Source organism: Actinacidiphila yeochonensis CN732 (genome assembly GCF_000745345.1).
Classification (GTDB): domain Bacteria; phylum Actinomycetota; class Actinomycetes; order Streptomycetales; family Streptomycetaceae; genus Actinacidiphila; species Actinacidiphila yeochonensis.
This window is the reverse complement of the sequence record NZ_JQNR01000005.1, coordinates 2,336,434-2,355,921: the sequence shown is the minus strand read 5'-3', so window position 1 is coordinate 2,355,921 and position 19,488 is coordinate 2,336,434. Positions and strand designations below refer to the sequence as shown.

The following is a 19,488-nucleotide window of genomic DNA, read 5'->3' as shown; positions in this document are numbered from 1 at the left end:
CCCGGGCTCGCCCGCGGCCTCCGCTCGGAGACGGTCCGTACCCGGACACCCCAGCACCACCCCGGGTACGGGCCGTCCGGCGTTTCCCGGCCCCGGTCCACCGGACCGGGGTCCTGGCCCGGCGTCACTCCTCGGGCGGTACGACCTGCTTCTCCTCGGCGAAGTGGCAGGCCGAGGGGTGCTCGGCCGGGCCGGCGGTGCCGCGGTAGATCTCCGGGACGGCCAGCAGCGGGTCCTCCTCGACGCACCGCTGCTGCGCCTTCCAGCAGCGGGTGCGGAACCGGCAGCCGGAGGGCGGGTTGGCCGGGGAGGGCACGTCCCCGGTGAGGATGATCCGCTCCCGGTGCTCGCGTGCCTCGGGGTTGGGCATCGGCACCGCCGACAGCAGGGCCTGGGTGTACGGGTGGGTGGGGTGCTCGTAGATCTCGGCGTCGGCGCCGATCTCGACCACCCGGCCCAGGTACATCACGCCGACCCGGTCGGAGATGTGCCGGACGATCGACAGGTCGTGCGCGATGAACATGTACGCCATGCCGAACTCGTCCTGCAGCTTCTCCATCAGGTTGATCACCTGCGCCTGCACCGAGACGTCCAGCGCGGAGACCGGCTCGTCGGCGACGATCACCTCCGGCCGCAGGGCCAGGCCGCGGGCGATGCCGATGCGCTGCCGCTGGCCGCCGGAGAACTGGTGCGGGTAGCGGTTGATGTACTCCGGGTTGAGGCCGACCACGTCCAGCAGCTCCCGGACGCGGCGCCGACGGTCGCCCTTGGGCGCCACCTCGGGGTGGATGTCGAAGGGCTCGCCGATGATGTCGCCGACCGTCATCCGGGGGTTGAGCGAGGTGTACGGGTCCTGGAAGACCATCTGGATGTTGCGGCGCACCGCCTTCAGGGCCCGGCCGGAGAGCTTGGTGATGTCCTCGCCCTTGTAGAGGATCTCGCCCGAGGTGGGGCGTTCCAGGTTCATCAGCAGCTTGGCCACGGTCGACTTGCCGCAGCCGGACTCGCCGACGATACCCAGCGTCTCCCCCGGGTAGAGGTCGAAGCTCACCCCGTCGACGGCCTGGACGGCGCCGACCTGCTTCTTGAAGAGGATGCCCTGGGTGAGCGGGAAGTGCTTGACCAGGTTGCGCACCCGCAGGATGGGTTCGCGGCCGGCGGGGTCGGGCGCCGAGGGGTGTTCAGGCGTCGCCGGACGGGGCGCGGTCGTCATCCAGGGTCTCCTTCCAGAAGTGGCAGGCGCTCGCCCGGTCGGCACTGACCCGGTACAGCGGGGGGACGTCGGTGCGGCACACCTCCCGGGCGCGCGGGCAGCGCGGGTGGAAGGCGCAGCCGGAGGGGATGCGCAGCAGGTTGGGCGGCAGGCCCTTGATGGCGTACAGCTCCTGCCCCTTGAGGTCCACCCGGGGGATGGAGTCGAGCAGGCCGCGGGTGTAGGGGTGCGCCGGGGCGCGGTAGATGTCGTGGACCGGGGAGGTCTCGACGATCCGCCCGGCGTACATCACGGCGATCTTGTCCGCGACGTCGGCGACCACGCCGAGGTCGTGGGTGATCAGGATCAGCCCCATCCGGTACTCGCGCTGGAGCTCCGCGAGCAGGTCCATCACCTGGGCCTGGACGGTGACGTCCAGGGCGGTGGTGGGCTCGTCGGCGATGATCAGCTCGGGTTCCAGGGCCATCGCCATGGCGATCATGACGCGCTGCCGCATGCCGCCGGAGAACTGGTGCGGGTACTGCTTGACCCGTTCCCGGGCGGCCGGGATGCGCACCCGGTCCATCAGCTCGACGGCCTGGGCGCGGGCCTCCTTGCGGGACATGCCGCGGTGCACCCGGAACATCTCGCCGAGCTGCTCGCCGACGCTGAGCACGGGGTTGAGGGCGGACAGCGCGTCCTGGAAGACCATCGCCATCCGCGCGCCGCGGATCTTGCGCCGCTCCTCGGACTTGAGCTTGAGCAGGTCCTGGCCGTGGAAGAGGACCTGGCCGCGGCTGATGAAGCCGGGCGGGGAGTCGAGGATGCCCATGATGGCCTGGGCGGTGACGGACTTGCCGGAGCCGGACTCGCCGAGCACCGCCAGCGTCTCGCCCGCGTTGACCGAGTAGCTGACGCCGTTGACCGCCTTGGCGGTGCCCTCCCGGGTGCGGAACTCCACGTGCAGGTCGCGGACGTCCAGCAGCGGGGCGTCCTCGCCGCCGCCGGTGCCGCCGGTACGGGGAGCCGCCGCCGGGGCGGTGGGCTCCTCGGTGCCGCCGCCGGTGCCGCCGGCCGGGCCGGCTCCGCCGCCGGTGCCGTTGCCGCCGCTCGCGGCTGAGGCTTCTGTCGCCATGGCCCGCCTCCTCAGCGCAGTTTGGGGTCGAGGGCGTCGCGGACCGCGTCGCCGAGCATGATGAACGCCAGGACGGTCAGGCTGAGCGCGCCGGCCGGCCACAGCAGCATGTGGGGGGCGTTGCGGATCTCGGTGGAGGCGTCGGAGATGTCGATGCCCCAGGAGACGGTGGGCGGCTTCAGACCGACGCCCAGGTAGGACAGGGTGGCTTCGAGCGCGATGTAGGTGCCCAGCGCGATGGTGCCGACGACGATGACGGGGGCCACCGCGTTGGGCGCGATGTGCCGCACCAGCATCCGGCTGTTGCCGGCGCCCAGGGCGCGGGCGGCCTGCACGTAGTCGTTCTGCCGGGCGGTGATGACGGAGCCGCGGGCGATACGGGCGATCTGCGGCCAGCCCAGCAGCACCATGAAGCCGACGACCGGCCAGACGGTGGAGTTGGTGACCACCGACAGGAAGACCAGGCCGCCGAGGATCACCGGGATGCCGAAGAAGACGTCGCTGATCCGCGACAGGACCCCGTCCCACCAGCCGCCGAAGAACCCGGCCAGCCCGCCCAGGACCGAGCCGAGGATGACCACGCCGGCGGTGGCGCAGACGCCGACGGTCACCGAGGCGCGGGCGCCGTAGACCACCCGGGTGTAGACGTCGCGGCCCTGGGTGTCGAAGCCGAAGGGGTGGCCGGGGGCCGACCCCTCCTGGGCGCGGGCCAGGTTGGCCGCCAGCGGGTCCTGGGTGGCGATGGTGCCGGGCCAGATCGCGATGAAGACCAGGAAGAGGATGATCAGCGCGGAGATGATGAAGATCGGGTTGCGCCGCAGGTCGCGCCAGGCGTCCGACCACAGGCTGCGCGGCTTGCCGGTGGGCCCGCCGGCGTCCTGCCCGTGGCCGGGCTCCTTCTCCAGGCTCTGCGCGTCGGCCGCCGCCAGGTCCATGCCCCCGCCGTAGCCGCCGCCGGGCGCGATGGCCTGGTTGGGGTCCACCGGTTCCAGCGGGTCTTTTCCGTCAGGCATACCGAATCCTCGGGTCCAGGACCGCGTACAGCAGGTCGACGAGCAGGTTGGCCAGCAGGAAGACCAGCACCAGGACGGTGACGAAGCCGACCACGGTGGGCGCGTTGTTGCGCAGGATGCCCTGGTAGAGCTGGTAGCCGACGCCGTGGATGTTGAAGATCCGCTCGGTGACGATCGCGCCTCCCATGAGGGCGCCGATGTCGGTGCCGATGAAGGTGATCACCGGGATCAGCGAGTTGCGCAGCAGGTGCCGGGTGATGACGCGGCGCCGGGGCAGGCCCTTGGCGATGGCGGTGCGCACGTAGTCGGCCCGGGTGTTCTCCGCGATCGAGGTGCGGGTCAGCCGGGTGACGTACGCGAGCGAGACCAGGGCGAGCACCAGGCCGGGCAGGATCAGCTCGTTGAAGGGGGCGCTGGGCGACACCGAGGGCGCGGTCCACCCCAGCCGGACGCCGAAGACGTACTGGAGCACGTAGCCGGTGACGAAGGTGGGCACCGAGATGACCACCAGGGTCAGCAGCAGCACGCCGGTGTCGACGGGCTTGCCGCGGCGCATGCCGGTGATGACGCCGAGCAGGATGCCGATGATGATCTCGAAGATGATCGCCACGATCGTCAGCCGGATGGTGACCGGGAAGGCGCTGCCCATCAGGGCGGTGACGGACTGTCCGTTGAAGGCGGTGCCGAAGTCGCCGACGAAGATGTTCTTCATGTAGTGCAGGTACTGGGCGCCCAACGAGTGGTCCAGATACAGGTCGTGGCGGATCTGCTGGGCGGTCGCCGGGTCCGGGGCGCGCTCGCCGAAGAGCGCGGCGACCGGGTCGCCGAGCGCGTAGACCATGAAGAAGATCAGGAACGTGCTGCCGATGAACACCGGGATCATCTGGAGCAGCCGCCTGATCACATAGCGTCCCATGGGGACCTCCTGCACCGGGAGCGGGCGGAAGCCGCACCGGGGAGCCCGGTGCGGCCTCCGCTGGTCTCACTTGACCTTGATCTCGTTGTAGACCGGGACGCTGAAGGGGTTGAGGATGACGTTCGAGACGTTGGTGGAGTAGCCGGCGTTGCCGTTCTGGTACCAGAGCGGGATCGCGGGCATGTCCTTGACCAGGAGCCTCTCCGCGTCCTGGAAGAGCCCGATGGCCTTGCCGCTGTCGGTCTCGGCGTTGGCCTGGTCGACCAGCTTGTCGAACTGCGGGTTGTTGTAGTGCGAGTCGTTCGACGAGGCGTCGGTGTAGAACAGCGGCTGGAGGAAGTCCTGGATCAGCGGGTAGTCCATCTGCCAGCCGGACCGGAACGGCATGGTCACCTGCTTGTTGGTGATCTTGTTCCGGAAGTCGGCGAAGGTGCCGGTGGGCGCCCCCACGCAGGCGTGGTTGTCGCCCAGCACGTTGTTGATGCTGTTGCAGACGGCGTCCACCCACTCCTTGTGGGAGCCGGTGTCGGCGTTGTAGCCGATGGTGATCCCGCCGCTGGGCAGGCCGCCGCCCTGCTGGATCAGCTGCTTGGCCTTGGTCGGGTTGTACTCGCACTCCTGGCCGCACAGCCCCGCCTTGTAGCCGCCGGCGTCGCCGAGCACCGGCGAGGTCCAGTCGGTGGCCGGGGTGCGGGTGTCCTGGAAGATCGCCTTCGTGATCTGCGGGCGGTTGATCGCCATCGACAGGCCCTGCCGGACCAGCGCCGACTTCGCCGAGGACCAGTTGCTGGCGTACAGCGGGAAGGTGAGGGTCTGGTTGAGGCCGGCCGGCTCGTTGATGTAACGGCTGCCGAGGTCCGCCTTGACGTTCTTGAGCTGGTTGGCCGGGATGTCGTCGACGACGTCGATGTTGCCGGCCTGGAGGTCGGTGTAGGCGGTGTTGTTGTCGGTGTAGACCCGCAGGTCGACGCCGCTGTTGGCGGCGGGGTCGCTGCCCGGGTAGGCGTCCCACTTGCGCAGCGACATGCCGCTGCCCTTGGTGTACGAGGAGATCTCGTACGGGCCGTTGCCGATCGGCTTGGACAGCCAGGCGGCGTGGTTGCTGAAGAACGCCTGCGGCAGCGGGTAGAAGGCCGCGTAGCCGAGGGTGTCGGGCCACAGCGAGAACTTCTGGTTGAGCTTCACCTTGAACTCGGTGTCGGAGACCTTCGTCAGACCGGAGAGCTTGGTCGCGGTGGCCTTGGCCCCGGAGGCGTCCGGGTGGACCTTGGAGTAGCCGTCGATCTGCGCGAAGAAGAAGGCGTTGAGCTGGGCGTTCCGCAGATCGGCGCCGTAGTTCCAGGCGTTGATGAACGAGTCGGAGGTGACCGCCTCGCCGTTGCTGAACTTCCAGCCCGGCTTGAGCTTGATGTCGAAGTTCTGGCTGTCGCTGCTGGTGATCGACTGGGCGATCTCGTTCTCGGCCGCGGCGGTCTTCGGGTTGTAGATCTTCAGGCCGCGGAAGATCATGTCGAGCACCTTGCCGCCCTGCACCTCGTTGGTGTCGGCGGGCTCCAACGGGTTCTGCGGGTCACCCCAGGAAGCACGGACGACGCCGTCGCCGCTGCCGCCACCGCCACCGCTGCTTCCGCCGCCGCAGGCGGTGGCGGCCAGCGCGACGGCCAGCACGCCGACAGCACACCTCACGCGCGTGGCTCCGCGCATCGAACGCCTCCTCATGGGGTCACAAATGGGACGTGACTACCCATGACATCGCAAGTCGGGCACCACTGCACCTCTTCGGCCCCGTGTCGCGGGAAGAAAGTGGCGGCGTCCGGGAGGCGCCCGACCCGGGGTTCACCCGGACGGCGGCGGCCGACCGGCTCGGCGTCGAAGAGGCGTACGAAGCAGGTGTGCGCGAAGCAGGGGTGTGCGAAAGCGGCGGCCCCTGAGCCGCGCGGCGCGGCCGGGGTGCCCGGACACGGCGCAGCGCCCCGCCCGCCGGGTGGCGGAACGGGGCGCTGCGCTGGGCGGGCGGCGGGTCAGGCGGCGTCGGCGGCGCCCACGACGTCCCGCTCCTCGGCGAAGTGGCAGGCCGAGAGGTGCTCGGCCGGGGTGCCGGTGCCCTGGAACACCTCGGGCACCGCCAGCAGCGGGCTCTCCTGCGCGCACCGGTCCTGCGCCTTCCAGCAGCGGGTGCGGAACCGGCAGCCGGACGGCGGGTTGGCCGGGGAGGGCACGTCGCCGGTGAGGATGATGCGGCCGCCGTGGGTGGGCGCGCCCTCCTCGCGGGCGGCCTCGGCCGCCGCCTCCCCGCGGCGCTCGCGCGCCTCGGGGTCCGGCACCGGCACGGCCGACAGCAGGGCCTGGGTGTACGGGTGGGTGGGGTGCTCGTAGATCTCGGAGTCGGTGCCGATCTCCGCGATCCGGCCCAGGTACATCACGCCGACCCGGTCGGAGATGTGCCGGACGATCGACAGGTCGTGCGCGATGAAGACGTAGGAGAGGCCGAACTCGTCCTGGAGCTTCGCCATCAGGTTGACGACCTGCGCCTGCACCGAGACGTCGAGCGCGGAGACCGGCTCGTCGCAGATGATGATCTCCGGGTTGAGCGCGAGGCCGCGGGCGATGCCGATGCGCTGGCGCTGGCCGCCGGAGAACTGGTGCGGGTAGCGGTTGATGTACTCGGGGTTGAGGCCGACCACGTCGAGCAGCTCGCGCACCCGCTGGCGGCGGTCGCCCTTGGGCGCCACCTCGGGGTGGATGTCGAAGGGCTCGCCGATGATGTCGCCGACCGTCATCCGGGGGTTGAGCGAGGTGTACGGGTCCTGGAAGACCATCTGGATGTTGCGGCGCACCGCCTTCAGGGCACGCCCCGACAGCTTGGTGATGTCCTCGCCCTTGTAGAACACCTCGCCGGAGGTGGCCCGCTCCAGGTTCATCAGCAGCTTGGCCACGGTCGACTTGCCGCAGCCCGACTCGCCGACGATGCCCAGCGTCTCCCCCGCGTACAGGTCGAAGGAGACGCCGTCGACGGCCTTCACGGCGCCGACCTGCTTCTGGACGATGATGCCCCGGGTGAGCGGGAAGTGCTTGACCAGGTTGCGCACCCGCAGGATCGGTTCGCCCCGGTCCTGCGAGGTCTGCGCGGGGGTCTCGTTCGGAGTCCGGATCTCAGCCACCGAGGGTCTCCTTCCAGAAGTGGCAGGCGCTCCCGCGCCCGGCGCCGACGGCGTGCAGCGTCGGCACGTCGGTGCGGCACACGTCCTGGGCCATCGGGCAGCGCGGGTTGAAGGCGCAGCCGGACGGGATGCGGGTCAGGTTGGGCGGCAGGCCCTGGATGGCGTAGAGCTCCTGGCCCTTCTGGTCCACCCGCGGGATCGAGCGCAGCAGGCCCTGGGTGTAGGGGTGGGCCGGGGTGCGGTAGATCTCGTGGACCGGCGCGTGCTCGACGATCCGCCCCGCGTACATCACGGCGATCTTGTCCGCGACGTCGGCGACCACGCCGAGGTCGTGGGTGATCAGGATCAGGCCCATGTTGGACTCGCGCTGGAGCTCCGCGAGCAGGTCCATCACCTGGGCCTGGACGGTGACGTCCAGGGCGGTGGTGGGCTCGTCGGCGATCACCAGGTCGGGCTCCAGGGCGATGGCCATCGCGATCATGATGCGCTGGCGCATACCGCCGGAGAACTGGTGCGGGTAGTCGCCGACCCGCTGCTTGGCGGCCGGGATGCGCACCCGGTCCATCAGCTCGATCGCCTTGGCCTTGGCGTCCTTGCGCGACATCCCCTGGTGCACCCGGAACATCTCGCCGAGCTGGTAGCCCACGCTCAGCACCGGGTTGAGGGAGGACAGCGCGTCCTGGAAGATCATGCCGATCTTCCGGCCGCGGATCTTGCGGCGCGCCTCGGCGGACATCTTCAGCAGGTCCTGGCCCTGGAAGAGGATCTCGCCCTGCGGGATGCGGCCGGGCGGCATGTCGAGGATGCCCATGACGGCCTGCGCGGTGACGGACTTGCCGGAGCCGGACTCACCGAGCACCGCCAGCGTCTCGCCCGCGTTCACCGAGTAGTTCACACCGTTGACGGCGTGCGCGACGCCGTCCCGGGTGTGGAACTCCACGTGCAGGTCGCGGACGTCCAGCAGCGGCCCGGTGGTCTTGGCGGGCGTAGCGCCCGCCCTCTCGTCGATGGCTGTCAACGTACGCCCTCCTAGCGCAGCTTGGGGTCGAGGGCGTCGCGGACCGCGTCGCCGAGCATGATGAACGCCAGCACCGTGATGCTGAGCGCGCCGGCCGGCCACAGCAGCATGTGCGGGGCGTTGCGGATCTGGTCCGACGCCTGGGAGATGTCGATACCCCAGGACACGGCCGGCGGCTTGAGGCCGACGCCGAGGAACGACAGCGTCGCCTCAAGGGAGATGTAGGTGCCCAGCGCGATCGTCGCGACGACGATGATCGGCGCGAGCGCGTTGGGCGCGATGTGCCGCAGCAGCATCCGGGTGTTGCCGGCGCCCAGCGCGCGGGCCGCCTGCACGTAGTCCTGCTGCTTGGCGGTGATCACCGCGCCGCGGGCGATACGCGCGATCTGCGGCCAGCCCAGCAGCACCATGAACAGGGTGACCGTGGTGACGGTGCCGCCCTTGACCACGGACAGGAAGACGACGCCGCCGAGCAGGATCGGGATGCCGAAGAAGATGTCGCTGATCCGGGAGAGGATCGCGTCCCACCAGCCGCCGAAGAACCCGGCGAGGCCGCCCAGCACCGAACCGAGCACCGCCACCCCGAGGGTGGAGAAGATGCCCACCGACACCGAGGCGCGGGCGCCGTACACGGTGCGGGTGTAGACGTCGCAGCCCTGCGTGTCGAACCCGAAGGGGTGGCCCGCGGTGGGGCCGTTCTGGGACTTGGCCAGGTCGCAGGCGAGCGGGTTGCCGCTGGCGATCAGGCCGGGCCACAGCGAGATGACGATCAGGAAGAGGATCAGCAGCCCGGATATCCAGAACATCGGCTTGCGGCGCAGGTCCTCCCACGCGTCGCTCCACAGACTGCGCGCCTTCTCCTGCTCCGGGCCGGCCGGGCCGCCGGTGGCGGCCGCGGCGAGCGGGACGGCGGGGGTGGCCACGGCGGCCGCGGTGTCGGTCGTGTCAGGCATACCGAATCCTCGGGTCCAGGACCGCGTAGAGCAGGTCGACGAGCAGGTTGGCGGCGAGGAAGATGATCACCAGGATGGTGACGAAGCCGACCACGGTCGGCGGGTTCTCGCGCAGGATGCCCTGGTAGAGCTGGTAGCCGACGCCGTGCACGTTGAAGATGCGCTCGGTCACGACGGCGCCGGCCATCAGGCCGCCGATGTCGGTGCCGAGGAACGTCACCACGGGGATCAGCGAGTTGCGCAGCAGGTGCACGGTGACGACGCGGCGCCGCGGCAGGCCCTTGGCGACGGCCGTGCGGACGTAGTCCGCGCGGGCGTTCTCCGCGACCGAGGTGCGGGTCAGGCGCGCGACGTACGCGAGCGACACCGCGGCCAGCACCAGGCCGGGGAGGATCAGGTCGCCGATGGGCGCGCCCTCGGCCACCGCCGGGTTCGCCACGTGCCACTTCACGCCCAGGAAGTACTGGAGCAGGTAGCCGGTGACGAAGGTCGGCACGGCCACCACGAGCAGCGTGAAGACCAGCACGCCGTTGTCGGCGAAGCGGCCCCGGCGCATGCCCGCGAGCAGGCCCAGGCCGATACCGACCACGGCCTCGATCGCGAACGCCACGAGGGTGAGCCGGAGGGTCACCGGGAAGGCGGTACCCATCAGCTGGGTGACCGGCTGGCCGGTCGCGGCGGTACCGAAGTTCCCGGTGAAGATCTGCTTCATGTAGTGCACGTACTGCGCGGGAAGCGAGTGGTCCAGGTACAACGCGTGCCTGATCTGGGCCGCCGTGGCCGGGTCGGGCGTTTTGTCGCCGAACATCGCGGCCACGGGGTCGCCGAGTGCGTAGACCATGACGAAGATCAGGAAGGTCGTACCGATGAAGACCGGCACCATCTGGAGCAGTCGTCGGACGACGTAGCGCCCCATGTGTGTGTCCTTCCGTGGTTCAGGGTTCGGCGCCGCCCGGCCCTGGGGTGACAGGGCCGGGCGGGCCGCGACTACCCGGTCAGCTGTTGTTGACCGTGATGTCGGTGTAGACGGGGAAGCTGAACGAGTTCTCCGTCACGTTGGAGACCCGCGAGGACCAGCCGGCCTGGCCGTCCTGGTACCAGAGCGGGATGGCCGGCATGTCCGTGAAGAGCAGCTTCTCCGCCTGCTGGTACAGCGCGGTCGCCTTGGCGGCGTCCGGGGCGGCGTCGGCCTGCTTGATCAGGGCGTCGAACTTCGGGTTGCTGTAGTGCGCGTCGTTCGAGCTGCCACCGGTCGCGTACTGCGGCGTCAGGAAGTCGTCGATCAGCGGGTAGTCCATCTGCCAGCCCGCACGGAACGGGTTGGTCATCTCACCGTTGGTGATCTGGTTGCGGAAGTCCGCGAAGGTGCCCGTCGGGGCCCCGACGCAGGCCTTGTTGTCGCCCAGCACGTTGTTGATGCTGTTGCAGACCGCGTCCACCCACTCCTTGTGGGAGCCGGAGTCGGCGTTGTAGCCGATGGTCATGTGACCGCCGGGGATGCCGCCGCCCTCCTTGATCAGCTCGCGCGCCTTGGCCGGGTTGTACGTGAGGGAGTCGCCGGCGAGGTCGCTGCTGAAGCCGCCGGCCGCGCCCAGCACCGGGGAGGTGAAGTCGGTGGCCGGGGTGCGGGTGCCCTGGAAGATCTTCTGGGTGATCGTCTTGCGGTCGATCGCCATCGACAGGCCGACGCGCACCTTGTCCATGCCCGGGGCGTTCCAGGCCTTCTGGTTCAGCGGGAACGAGATGGTCTGGTTGATGCCGGCCGGCTGGTTCAGGTAGCGGCCGTCCAGGTCGGACTTGACGTGGCTGAGGTCCTCGGCCGGGACGTCGTCCAGGACGTCCAGGTTGCCGGCCTGCAGGTCGGCGTAGGCGGTCTCCGAGCTCGTGTAGACCTTCAGCAGCACGCCCTTGTTCTTCGGCTTGCTCGGCCCGGTGTAGTACGGGTTCGGGACCAGCTTCATGCTGGAGCCCTTCGTGTACGACACGATCTTGTACGGCCCGTCGCCCACCGGCTTGTTCAGGTAGGCGGCGTGGTCGGTGAAGAACTCCTTCGGCAGCGGCGCGAACGCCTTGTAGCCGAGGCGGTCCGGCCAGGTGGAGAACTTCTGGTTCAGCTTCACCGTGAAGGTGTCGTTGTCGACGACCTTGAGGCCGGACATCGTCTTCGCGGTCGGCTGGCCCGAGTCCGGGTGGACCTTGTCGTAGCCCTCGATGTCCTCGAAGAAGTAGGCGTTCAGCTGCTTGTTGGTGAGCAGCGCGCCGTAGTTCCAGGCGTCCACGAAGGAGTGGGCGGTGACGGCGGTGCCGTCGGAGAACTTCAGGTTCGGCTTGAGCTTGATGGTGAAGTTCTGCTGGTCGTTCGTGGTGATCGACTGGGCGGCCTCAAGCTTCGCCGCACCCGTGGTGGAGTCGTACTCCTTGAGGTCCATGAAGATCATGTCCAGGACCTTGCCGCCCTGCACCTCGGTGGTGTTCGCCGGCTCCAGCGGGTTCTGCGGGTCGCCCCACCAGGCCCGGACGATGCCGTCGTTCGAACCGCCGGCGCTGCTGGTTCCCCCGGAACCGCAGGCGGTCGCGGCCAGGCCGATCACTGCCGCCCCTACGACCCACTTGGCGCTCTTGGCACCGCGCATGGGTATGCCTCCTCAGGAGTCACTGTCGAATACGCACTTCGATACGTGAGGAGGCCGTCCGCCCCTGACACCCCTGACAGTGGCTACCGGCCTCCGATGCTCGTGAGTCGGCGCGTAGCTGCGCGTGACCCATTGACCCGAGCTCAACACCGTCCACTATCCGCCACTTTCAGCTCCGTCCGGAACGCGCGAGATCTCGCTTCGGTCACAGAAGGGCCGTATGCGGTCTTGAAATTCGGACATTCCGCCCCATACGCATACGATGCCAAAAGGGACAGAGTGATATTTCACACGCCGATTTCCGCCTGTCGCTGTCCGATATCCGGACGATCTTGGGAACCACTGATCCCCTGTCGGCGTCCCCCGCACCGATAACCGGAACCACGCCCGGAACACCCGCCAGTACCCAGGACCCACCCGCTCCCCGGCCCGCCGCCCCGCCGCCGGCGGGGCGGGGAACGACTGTGCGTAACGGCCGCGAGCGCGTCGCCGGCGCTGAGGAGCCGAACGCCGCCGCGGCCGGACGGCCGCACCTGCGCACGTACACACGTACGCCGGAAAAAGGGGGTGCCCCCCTGCGCCCGGCCCCGCCGTGATGACGGCGAACCCGTGCCCAGGGGGGCACCCCCCGTTGTTCCCTGCTGCGTCAGACCCGGCGGCAGCGCTTACGCGTGCTTCGCCCGCGAGGCGGCGCGCCCGCGCTCCTTCTGGTCCAGGACGACCTTGCGGATGCGGACGGTCTCCGGGGTGACCTCGATGCACTCGTCGTCGCGGCAGAACTCCAGCGACTGCTCCAGCGACAGCTTCCGCGGCGGCACGATCGACTCCGCCACGTCGGCGTTGGACGACCGCATGTTGGTGAGCTTCTTCTCCTTGGTGATGTTGACGTCCATGTCGTCGGAGCGGGAGTTCTCGCCGACGATCATGCCCTCGTACACCTCGGTGCCGGGGTCCGTGAACAGCACGCCGCGCTCCTGCAGGTTGGTCATCGCGAAGGCGGTGACCACGCCGGAGCGGTCGGCGACCAGGGAGCCGTTGTTGCGGGTGCGCAGCTCGCCGAACCAGGGCTCGTGGCCCTCGAAGATGGAGTGCGCGATGCCCGTACCGCGGGTCTGGGTGAGGAACTCGGTACGGAAGCCGATCAGGCCGCGCGAAGGAACGATCCACTCCATGCGGATCCAGCCGGAGCCGTGGTTGGTCATCGTCTCCATGCGGCCCTTGCGGGTGGCCATCAGCTGCGTGATGGCGCCCAGGTGCTCCTCGGGCGAGTCGATCGTCATCCGCTCGATCGGCTCGTGCGTCTTGCCGCCGACCTCCTTGGTGACGACCTCGGGCTTGCCGACGGTGAGCTCGAAGCCCTCCCGGCGCATCGTCTCGACCAGGATGGCCAGCGCCAGCTCGCCGCGGCCCTGCACCTCCCAGGTGTCGGGCCGCTCGGTGGGCAGCACGCGGAGGCTGACGTTACCGATCAGCTCGCGCTCCAGCCGGTCCTTGACCAGGCGCGCGGTGACCTTGTGGCCCTTGCCGCCCTTGCCGACCAGCGGGGAGGAGTTGGTGCCGATGGTCATCGAGATGGCCGGCTCGTCCACGGTGATCAGCGGCAGCGCCACCGGGTTCTCCGGGTCGGCCAGCGTCTCACCGATCATGATCTCGGGGATGCCCGCGACGGCGCAGATGTCGCCGGGGCCGGCGCTCTCGGCCGGCTTGCGGGTGAGCGCCTCGGTCATCATCAGCTCGGAGATGCGGACGTTCTGCACGGTGCCGTCGCGCCTGATCCAGGCGACGGTCTGGCCCTTCTTGAGGTGCCCGTTCTCGACCCGCAGCAGTGCGATACGGCCGAGGAAGTTGTCCGCGTCCAGGTTGGTGACGTGCGCCTGGAGGGGGGCGTCCTCCTCGAAGGTGGGCGCCGGGACGTGCTGGAGCAGGGTGGAGAAGAACGGCTCCAGGCTGTCGCTGTCGGCCGGCACGGTGCCGTTCGCCGGCTTGGTCAGCGAGGCGATGCCGTCACGGGCGCAGGCGTAGACGATCGGGAACTCGATCTGCTCCTCGTCCGCGTCCAGGTCCAGGAACAGGTCGTACGTCTCGTTGACGACCTCGTCGATCCGGGAGTCCGGGCGGTCGGTCTTGTTGATGCACAGGATCACCGGCAGCCGGGCGGCCAGCGCCTTGCGCAGCACGAAGCGGGTCTGCGGCAGCGGGCCCTCGGAGGCGTCGACGAGCAGCACCACCGCGTCCACCATCGACAGGCCGCGCTCGACCTCACCGCCGAAGTCGGCGTGGCCGGGGGTGTCGATGATGTTGATGGTGACGGGGGCGCCACCGTCCTTCGGGTGGTACTTCACGGCCGTGTTCTTCGCGAGAATGGTGATGCCCTTCTCGCGTTCCAGGTCGTTGGAGTCCATGACCCGGTCGTCCACGTGCTGGTGGGCGGCGAACGCACCCGCCTGCTTCAGCATGGCGTCGACGAGGGTCGTCTTGCCGTGGTCGACGTGGGCGACGATGGCGACGTTGCGGATGTCGTGGCGGGTGGACATGGGTGCGGCGCTTCTCCCGGGTTCGTGGGTGGCGTCGCGCTCCTCGGTACGGCGCGCCCGCCTGCCGGGCAAGTCACGCCACGGCCTCACCCCATGGTACGGGGCCCACCCCGACCTCCGTCGCCACCGGTCCTCCCCACCGGCCGGGATGCGGCCCGCGACCGGTCCGGAACAGGGCCGGGACGGGGGCTTCGGACTACGGGAAACCCCTGGTGGTGGCCGGTCCATGGTGGAAAGATCACCGAACGTGACCTCACCCGAGAACCCTCCCGTTCCCGACGCCCCCGCCGCCGGCGAACCCGCCGCCCCACCGCCGCCGGCACCGCCCTCCGGAGCGGTCCGGCCGGGCCGGAGCCCCCGGCGGCGGGCGGCGGCCATGGCCGTCGGCGGCCTCGGCGGCGGTGCCGGCGGCCTGCTCGCCGCCTCCCACGCGCTGCCGCACACCGGCGCCGCGGCCCCGCTGCTCTTCGTCCTCGGGCTGCTGGTGGGCGGCGCCGCGTCCACCCTGCTGCTCACCGCGGTGACCGCGCTGACCGGCGGGCTCTCGGTGGTGTACGCGTCCGTCGGAGTGGGCCGGTGGCTGGGCTCGGTGCGGGTGGGCGGCGTCCTCGTCGTCTTCCGCCTGCTCCTGGCGGTGCCGTTCAACGCCTGCGTCATCGCCGTCGACCGGCCCGGCCTGCGGCTGCGCGTGTGGAGCGGCATCGCCGGCTCGACGGTGCTGACCGCGGCCGGCGCCGCGGCCCTGGTGCTTTCGGGTGACACCGCGCTCGCCGCGCTCGGCTGGGGGGCGGCCCTCCTGGTCCTCTTGGTGCTGCTGACCGGCTGGAACCGGCCCATGTCCCGCGGCTGGGCCCTGTGGCGGCTGCCCACCCGCGCCGGCGGTGAGGCGGTACGGGAGTGGGCCAACGACCCGGCGTCCCTGCGGGCGGCCCGGCTGCTCTCCACGGGCCGGATCGCGGCGGCCCGGGCGGAGCTGGCCGCCGCCCCCGCCGACGGCGGCCCCCGGCGGACGGCCGTGGCCGCGTCGGTCGCCGTGGCGGCCGGGCGGTTCGACGAGGGTGCGCGGGCGGCGATGGCCTCCGCTGCCGCCAGCCGGGCTCCGCAGCTGCGGGCGGGCGCGCTGGGCGCCTACGCGATCGCGCTCGGCAGCGGGGTGGCCACCCGGCTGTGGACGCCGGAGCAGGTCCGGGCCGGCTTCCACGCGGCGGTGGAGGAGATCCGGAACGTCCAGCCGGTCCTGCTCCAGGCGACCGCGCTGGGCGCGCTGGAGTCGATGTTCGCCGGCGACCTGAAGGAGGCCCTGCGGCGGAGCACCAGGGCGGCGTCGCTGGCCCCGGACCGGTTCAGCCGGGCCCAGGCGTTCGCCGTCCAGGCCGTAGCCCTGCGCGCGGCCGGGCACCCGGACGAGGCCGCGAAGGTCCTGGACCGGGCCCGCCGTCTCGCCCCCGACGCGGAGCTGCTCGCGCCGGCCCGGTGAGCCCGGCCGGAACCGTCGCGGGAACGCGGAGGGGGGCGCACGGGACCGCGCGGAGGTCGTTCAACCGCCGTTCGCGAGGGGTTCGGTCCCCGTTTCCGGCCGGCCGGGAGATGGCGCGAGAAAGATCGGCAACTTCGAGAAACCGCTGGTGAGGGCCCATTTCTGGTGCCAAGATCACCGAACGTGACCATCTCTGAGAACCCCTCCGTGCCCGGCTCCACGCCCGGAGGGCCCTCCCTCGGCGGAGCCTCCTCCACTCCTCCGCCGTGCCCCGTACCGCCCCCGGGAAGGGGCAGGCCGATCCGGAGGGCGCCGATGCTGGTGCTGGCGGGCCTCCTCGGCGTGCTCGGCAGCACGGTCGTCAGCGCGAACGACCTGCCGGGCTCCGCCGTGATCCCGTGGCTGTTCGCGCTCGGCGTCCTGGCGGGAGGCACCGCCTTCATGCTGCTGCTCGCTCTGACGGCGGCGCTCACCGGCGGGTTCTCCACCCTGTCATGGTCGGTCGGCCTGGGCCGCTGGGCCGGCTCCCTGCGGGTGGGCGGGAGGCTGCTGGTTCTCCGCCGCCTGCCGCTGTTCCCGGTCGTCCTGCGCTTCGCGGTCGTGGACCGGCCGGGGTTGCGGCCGAGGCTGTGGACGGCCGTCGCCGCCCCGGCGCTGCTCACCGCGGCCGGCGCGGCGGCCCTGACGCTCTGCGGCGGCGGTAGGACCGCCGCGGTCGGATGGGGGGCGATGGCCGTGCTGGTGGTCCTGCCGATCACCGCGAACCGGCCCATGGCCGCCGGCTGGATCCTGTTGCGGCTGCCCAGCCGCCCGAGCGCCGAGGTGGTCCGGGAGTGGGCGGGCGACCCGGCGACCGTGCGCGCGGCCCGGCTGCTCGCGACAGGCCGGGCGGCGGCGGCCCGCGCCGAGCTGGCGGCGGCGCCCCCGCCGACGGCCCCCGGCGGCGGGCCGTCGCCGCGGCGGTCGCGGTCGCGACCGGGCGCTTCGACGAGGGCGCGCGGGCCGCGCACACCGCGGCCGAGGCCAGCCGGGTGCCGCAGCTCCAGGCAGAGGCGCTGGGTGTCTACGCGACCGCGCTCGGCTGCGGTGCGGCCACCCGGCTGTGGGACCCGGAGGCGGCCCGCCCCGAGTTCGCCGCGGCCCTGGCCTCGATCCGCCGCATCCACCCGTCCCTGGTCCGGAACATCGCCCTGGGCGCGCTGGAGTCGCTGCTCGCCGGCGACCTGGGCCAGGCCGCCCGGCGTGCCGCCAGGTCCGCGCGCCGGGCTCCGGACCGGTTCACCCGGGCGCAGGCGTTCGCCGTCCAGGCCGTCGCCCTGCGCGCGGCCGGGCACCCGGCCAAGGCCGCGAGGGCGCTGCGCCGCGCCCGCCGTCTCGCCCCCGACGCGGAGCTGCTCGCGCCGGCCGCCCCGACCGCCGAGGTACTCGCGCCGACGGCCTGAGACGCCCGGCCGGCCGCGGCCCGGTCGGAGGCCGCACCCCGACGGGCCCGGCCCTGGCAGCACCCGGCGCCCCGGCGCGGCGGTGGGGCCGCGGCGGGGGCGCCGGAAGGAACGCGGGGGGCTGCGGGGGCTACTTGCGGAAGCCGATGTCCTGGAACACCGGCGTCTGGAACCCGAAGGCCCCCACGTTGGCGACGTTCGCCCGCAGCGCGACCACCTCGGGCCGCTGGTAGAGCGGGATCGACCCGGCCGCCGCCCAGATCCGCGCGTCGGCCTCGTTCGTCAGACTGCGGGCCTGCGAGGCGTTCAGCTCCGCCCCGGCCCGGGCCATCAGCTGGTCGATCTGGTCGGTGCCGACCCGGGTGTAGTTCTGCGCCACCGCGAGCGTGCCGTCGGGCGCCGGGACCGGCTTGGCGAAGATCGGGGTGTCGTCGGTGGCCGGGTAGGCCGTGCCCGGCCACGAGTACAGCGCGAGGTCGAAGTCGCCGGCCGCGATGTGGTCCTGGAAGTAGCTGTCGTCGGCGACCTTGCTGATCTCGGTGCGGATGCCGATCGCCGACAGCATCTTCGCGATCTGCCCGCCCACCGTGTCGAGCGTCGGCGAGCCGGCCGGCAGCACGAACCGCAGGCTCAGCTCCTTGCCGGACTTCATCGCGGCCCGGGCCGGCTCCACGACGGTCAGCGCGCCCGACGCCGAGGTGCGGTCGGGGCCGGCCGGACCGGCCGCCGCCTTCTCGCCCGTCTTCGCCGGGGACTGCTGCCAGCCGGCGTCCGCGAGCAGCGCGGCGGCCTGCTCGGTGTCGTTCTTGCCGAGCGCCGAGCTGTGGTCGGCGTAGCCCGCCTGCGAGGGCAGTACGAGGTGGTTGCCGAGCGGCTTGTCGGGCAGGTCGAGCGGGCCCAGCACCATGGCGGCGATCTTCTTGCGGTCGACCGCGCGGGCCACCGCGTGCCGGACCCGCTCGTCGGAGAGCGGGCCGCTGCTGCCGTTGAGGGCGAGCTGCGCGTAGGCCGCGCCGGGCGCCTTGCGCACCCCGGCGTCCTTGCTCGCCTGCACCGCCTTGATCTGGTCGGGCTCGATGGCGGCCACGTCGAGGGTGCCCGCCGCGACCGCGGCCGGCCGCTTGGCGCCGGGAACCGCGCTGAGCACGATCCGGTCCAGCTTGGCCGGGTCGCCCCACCAGCCGGCGTTGCGGGCCAGGGTGACCGTGCCGGCCTTGGCGTCGTCGGCCTGCACGGCGAACGGCCCGGCCGTCACCGGCAGGGCGGTGCGCACGCCGTCGTTGAAGGTGTCCGCGCTGGCGGTGACCGACTTCGGGTACAGCGGGGTGAAGAGGGAGCGCCAGTCCGCGTAGGGGCTGGTGAAGGTGACCTTCACCTGGTGCGCGTCGGCGCCGCGGCTGATGGCGGCGATCCGGTCGTAGCCGGCGTTGCGGGCCGTCCAGTACGACGAGTTCTTGCCGTTGAGGGCCTTCCACTGGGCGGTGAAGTCGTCGGCGCCGATCGCCCGGCCGTCGCTCCACTTCGCCCGCGGGTCGAGGTCGTAGGTGACGACCTGGCGGGGCGACTGGGCGGTGACGGACGCGTCCTTGAGGTAGTCCGCGTCGAGCACCGGGGAGCCGTGGCCGTTCAGCCGGAACATGGTCGGCAGGGTGGCGCCGGTGACGGTGTCGGTGGCCTCGCCGGCGTCGGCCTGGAAGGCGTTGAGCGTGGCGGGCATCGCGTCGACCGCCCAGGTCAGGGTGCCGCCCTGGCGGACGCCCGACCGGGCGACGGCCGCCACGTCGGTGCCGGCGCTGCCGGCCGCGCGGGTGCCGGACGAGGAGCAGCCGGCCAGCGCGGTCGCTCCGGCGGTGAGCACCAGGACGGCGCGGGTGGCAGCCGGTACGGCTCGGCGGTTCCGCCCCCGGACTGCGGGCGGGTTGGAGCTGCGGTTCATGGACTCGGACACCTCCGCGGCCCTTGCGGCGTGCCGCGCCTGCGGTGCGCCGGGGGACGTTTCTGCTCTGGTGCGGCA

14 protein-coding genes are annotated in these 19,488 nt (G+C 71.4%); 2 read left to right on the top strand and 12 right to left on the bottom strand.

The genetic code is table 11. The features are described from left to right. Positions 1-124 precede the first annotated feature (124 nt). The 11 genes from BS72_RS21965 to typA form a co-directional block, all read right to left on the bottom strand. Entirely contained in the window at positions 125-1,213 is a 1,089-nt protein-coding gene (locus BS72_RS21965) for an ABC transporter ATP-binding protein (RefSeq protein ID WP_051951410.1), read from the bottom strand. Beyond that, the gene (locus tag BS72_RS21960) at positions 1,182-2,327 is read right to left on the bottom strand and encodes an ABC transporter ATP-binding protein (RefSeq protein ID WP_078901539.1); all 1,146 of its coding nucleotides are present in this window, start codon (positions 2,325-2,327) and stop codon (positions 1,182-1,184) included. The genes BS72_RS21965 and BS72_RS21960 overlap by 32 nt, the downstream gene beginning before the upstream one ends. Before the next feature lie 11 nt (positions 2,328-2,338). Continuing rightward, complete coding sequence (locus BS72_RS21955) at positions 2,339-3,340, bottom strand: ABC transporter permease (protein ID WP_037912866.1); 1,002 nt, start codon at positions 3,338-3,340, stop codon at positions 2,339-2,341. After that, positions 3,333-4,256 (bottom strand): ABC transporter permease, encoded by a 924-nt coding sequence (locus BS72_RS21950; protein ID WP_037912865.1) that lies wholly within the window; start codon positions 4,254-4,256, stop codon positions 3,333-3,335. Before BS72_RS21950 ends, BS72_RS21955 begins: the two co-directional genes overlap by 8 nt. 66 nt (positions 4,257-4,322) lie before the next feature. Next, positions 4,323-5,960 carry a peptide ABC transporter substrate-binding protein gene (locus BS72_RS21945; protein ID WP_037912860.1) on the bottom strand — a complete coding sequence of 546 codons (1,638 nt, stop codon included), beginning with the start codon at positions 5,958-5,960 and terminating at the stop codon, positions 4,323-4,325. Positions 5,961-6,277: 317 nt separating this feature from the next. After that, positions 6,278-7,417: an ABC transporter ATP-binding protein gene (locus BS72_RS21940; protein ID WP_051951408.1), complete on the bottom strand. Its 1,140-nt coding sequence runs from the start codon at positions 7,415-7,417 to the stop codon at positions 6,278-6,280. Further along, positions 7,410-8,435, bottom strand: coding sequence for an ABC transporter ATP-binding protein (locus BS72_RS21935; RefSeq protein ID WP_037912857.1), 1,026 nt, complete (start codon positions 8,433-8,435; stop codon positions 7,410-7,412). Before BS72_RS21935 ends, BS72_RS21940 begins: the two co-directional genes overlap by 8 nt. A gap of 11 nt (positions 8,436-8,446) precedes the next feature. Further along, positions 8,447-9,388: an ABC transporter permease gene (locus tag BS72_RS21930; protein ID WP_037912854.1), complete on the bottom strand. Its 942-nt coding sequence runs from the start codon at positions 9,386-9,388 to the stop codon at positions 8,447-8,449. Continuing rightward, positions 9,381-10,304 carry an ABC transporter permease gene (locus tag BS72_RS21925; RefSeq protein WP_037912852.1) on the bottom strand — a complete coding sequence of 308 codons (924 nt, stop codon included), beginning with the start codon at positions 10,302-10,304 and terminating at the stop codon, positions 9,381-9,383. Before BS72_RS21925 ends, BS72_RS21930 begins: the two co-directional genes overlap by 8 nt. A gap of 79 nt (positions 10,305-10,383) precedes the next feature. Next, the gene (locus tag BS72_RS21920; RefSeq protein WP_037912848.1) at positions 10,384-12,021 is read right to left on the bottom strand and encodes a peptide ABC transporter substrate-binding protein; all 1,638 of its coding nucleotides are present in this window, start codon (positions 12,019-12,021) and stop codon (positions 10,384-10,386) included. A 665-nt stretch (positions 12,022-12,686) separates the two neighbouring features. Beyond that, the gene (gene typA, locus BS72_RS21915) at positions 12,687-14,555 is read right to left on the bottom strand and encodes a translational GTPase TypA (RefSeq protein ID WP_037912847.1); all 1,869 of its coding nucleotides are present in this window, start codon (positions 14,553-14,555) and stop codon (positions 12,687-12,689) included. A gap of 376 nt (positions 14,556-14,931) precedes the next feature. On the opposite strand from typA, the gene BS72_RS21910 reads away from it, so the two are divergent. Together BS72_RS21910 and BS72_RS21905 are read left to right on the top strand one after the other, a co-directional pair. Then, positions 14,932-16,032 (top strand): hypothetical protein, encoded by a 1,101-nt coding sequence (locus tag BS72_RS21910; RefSeq protein WP_037912846.1) that lies wholly within the window; start codon positions 14,932-14,934, stop codon positions 16,030-16,032. An 833-nt stretch (positions 16,033-16,865) separates the two neighbouring features. Further along, entirely contained in the window at positions 16,866-17,474 is a 609-nt protein-coding gene (locus tag BS72_RS21905; RefSeq protein WP_037912845.1) for a hypothetical protein, read from the top strand. Positions 17,475-17,604: 130 nt separating this feature from the next. On the opposite strand, the gene BS72_RS21900 is transcribed toward BS72_RS21905, so the two are convergent. Beyond that, positions 17,605-19,410, bottom strand: a complete 1,806-nt coding sequence (locus BS72_RS21900) for an ABC transporter family substrate-binding protein (RefSeq protein WP_063836198.1) — start codon at positions 19,408-19,410, stop codon at positions 17,605-17,607. Positions 19,411-19,488 lie beyond the last annotated feature (78 nt).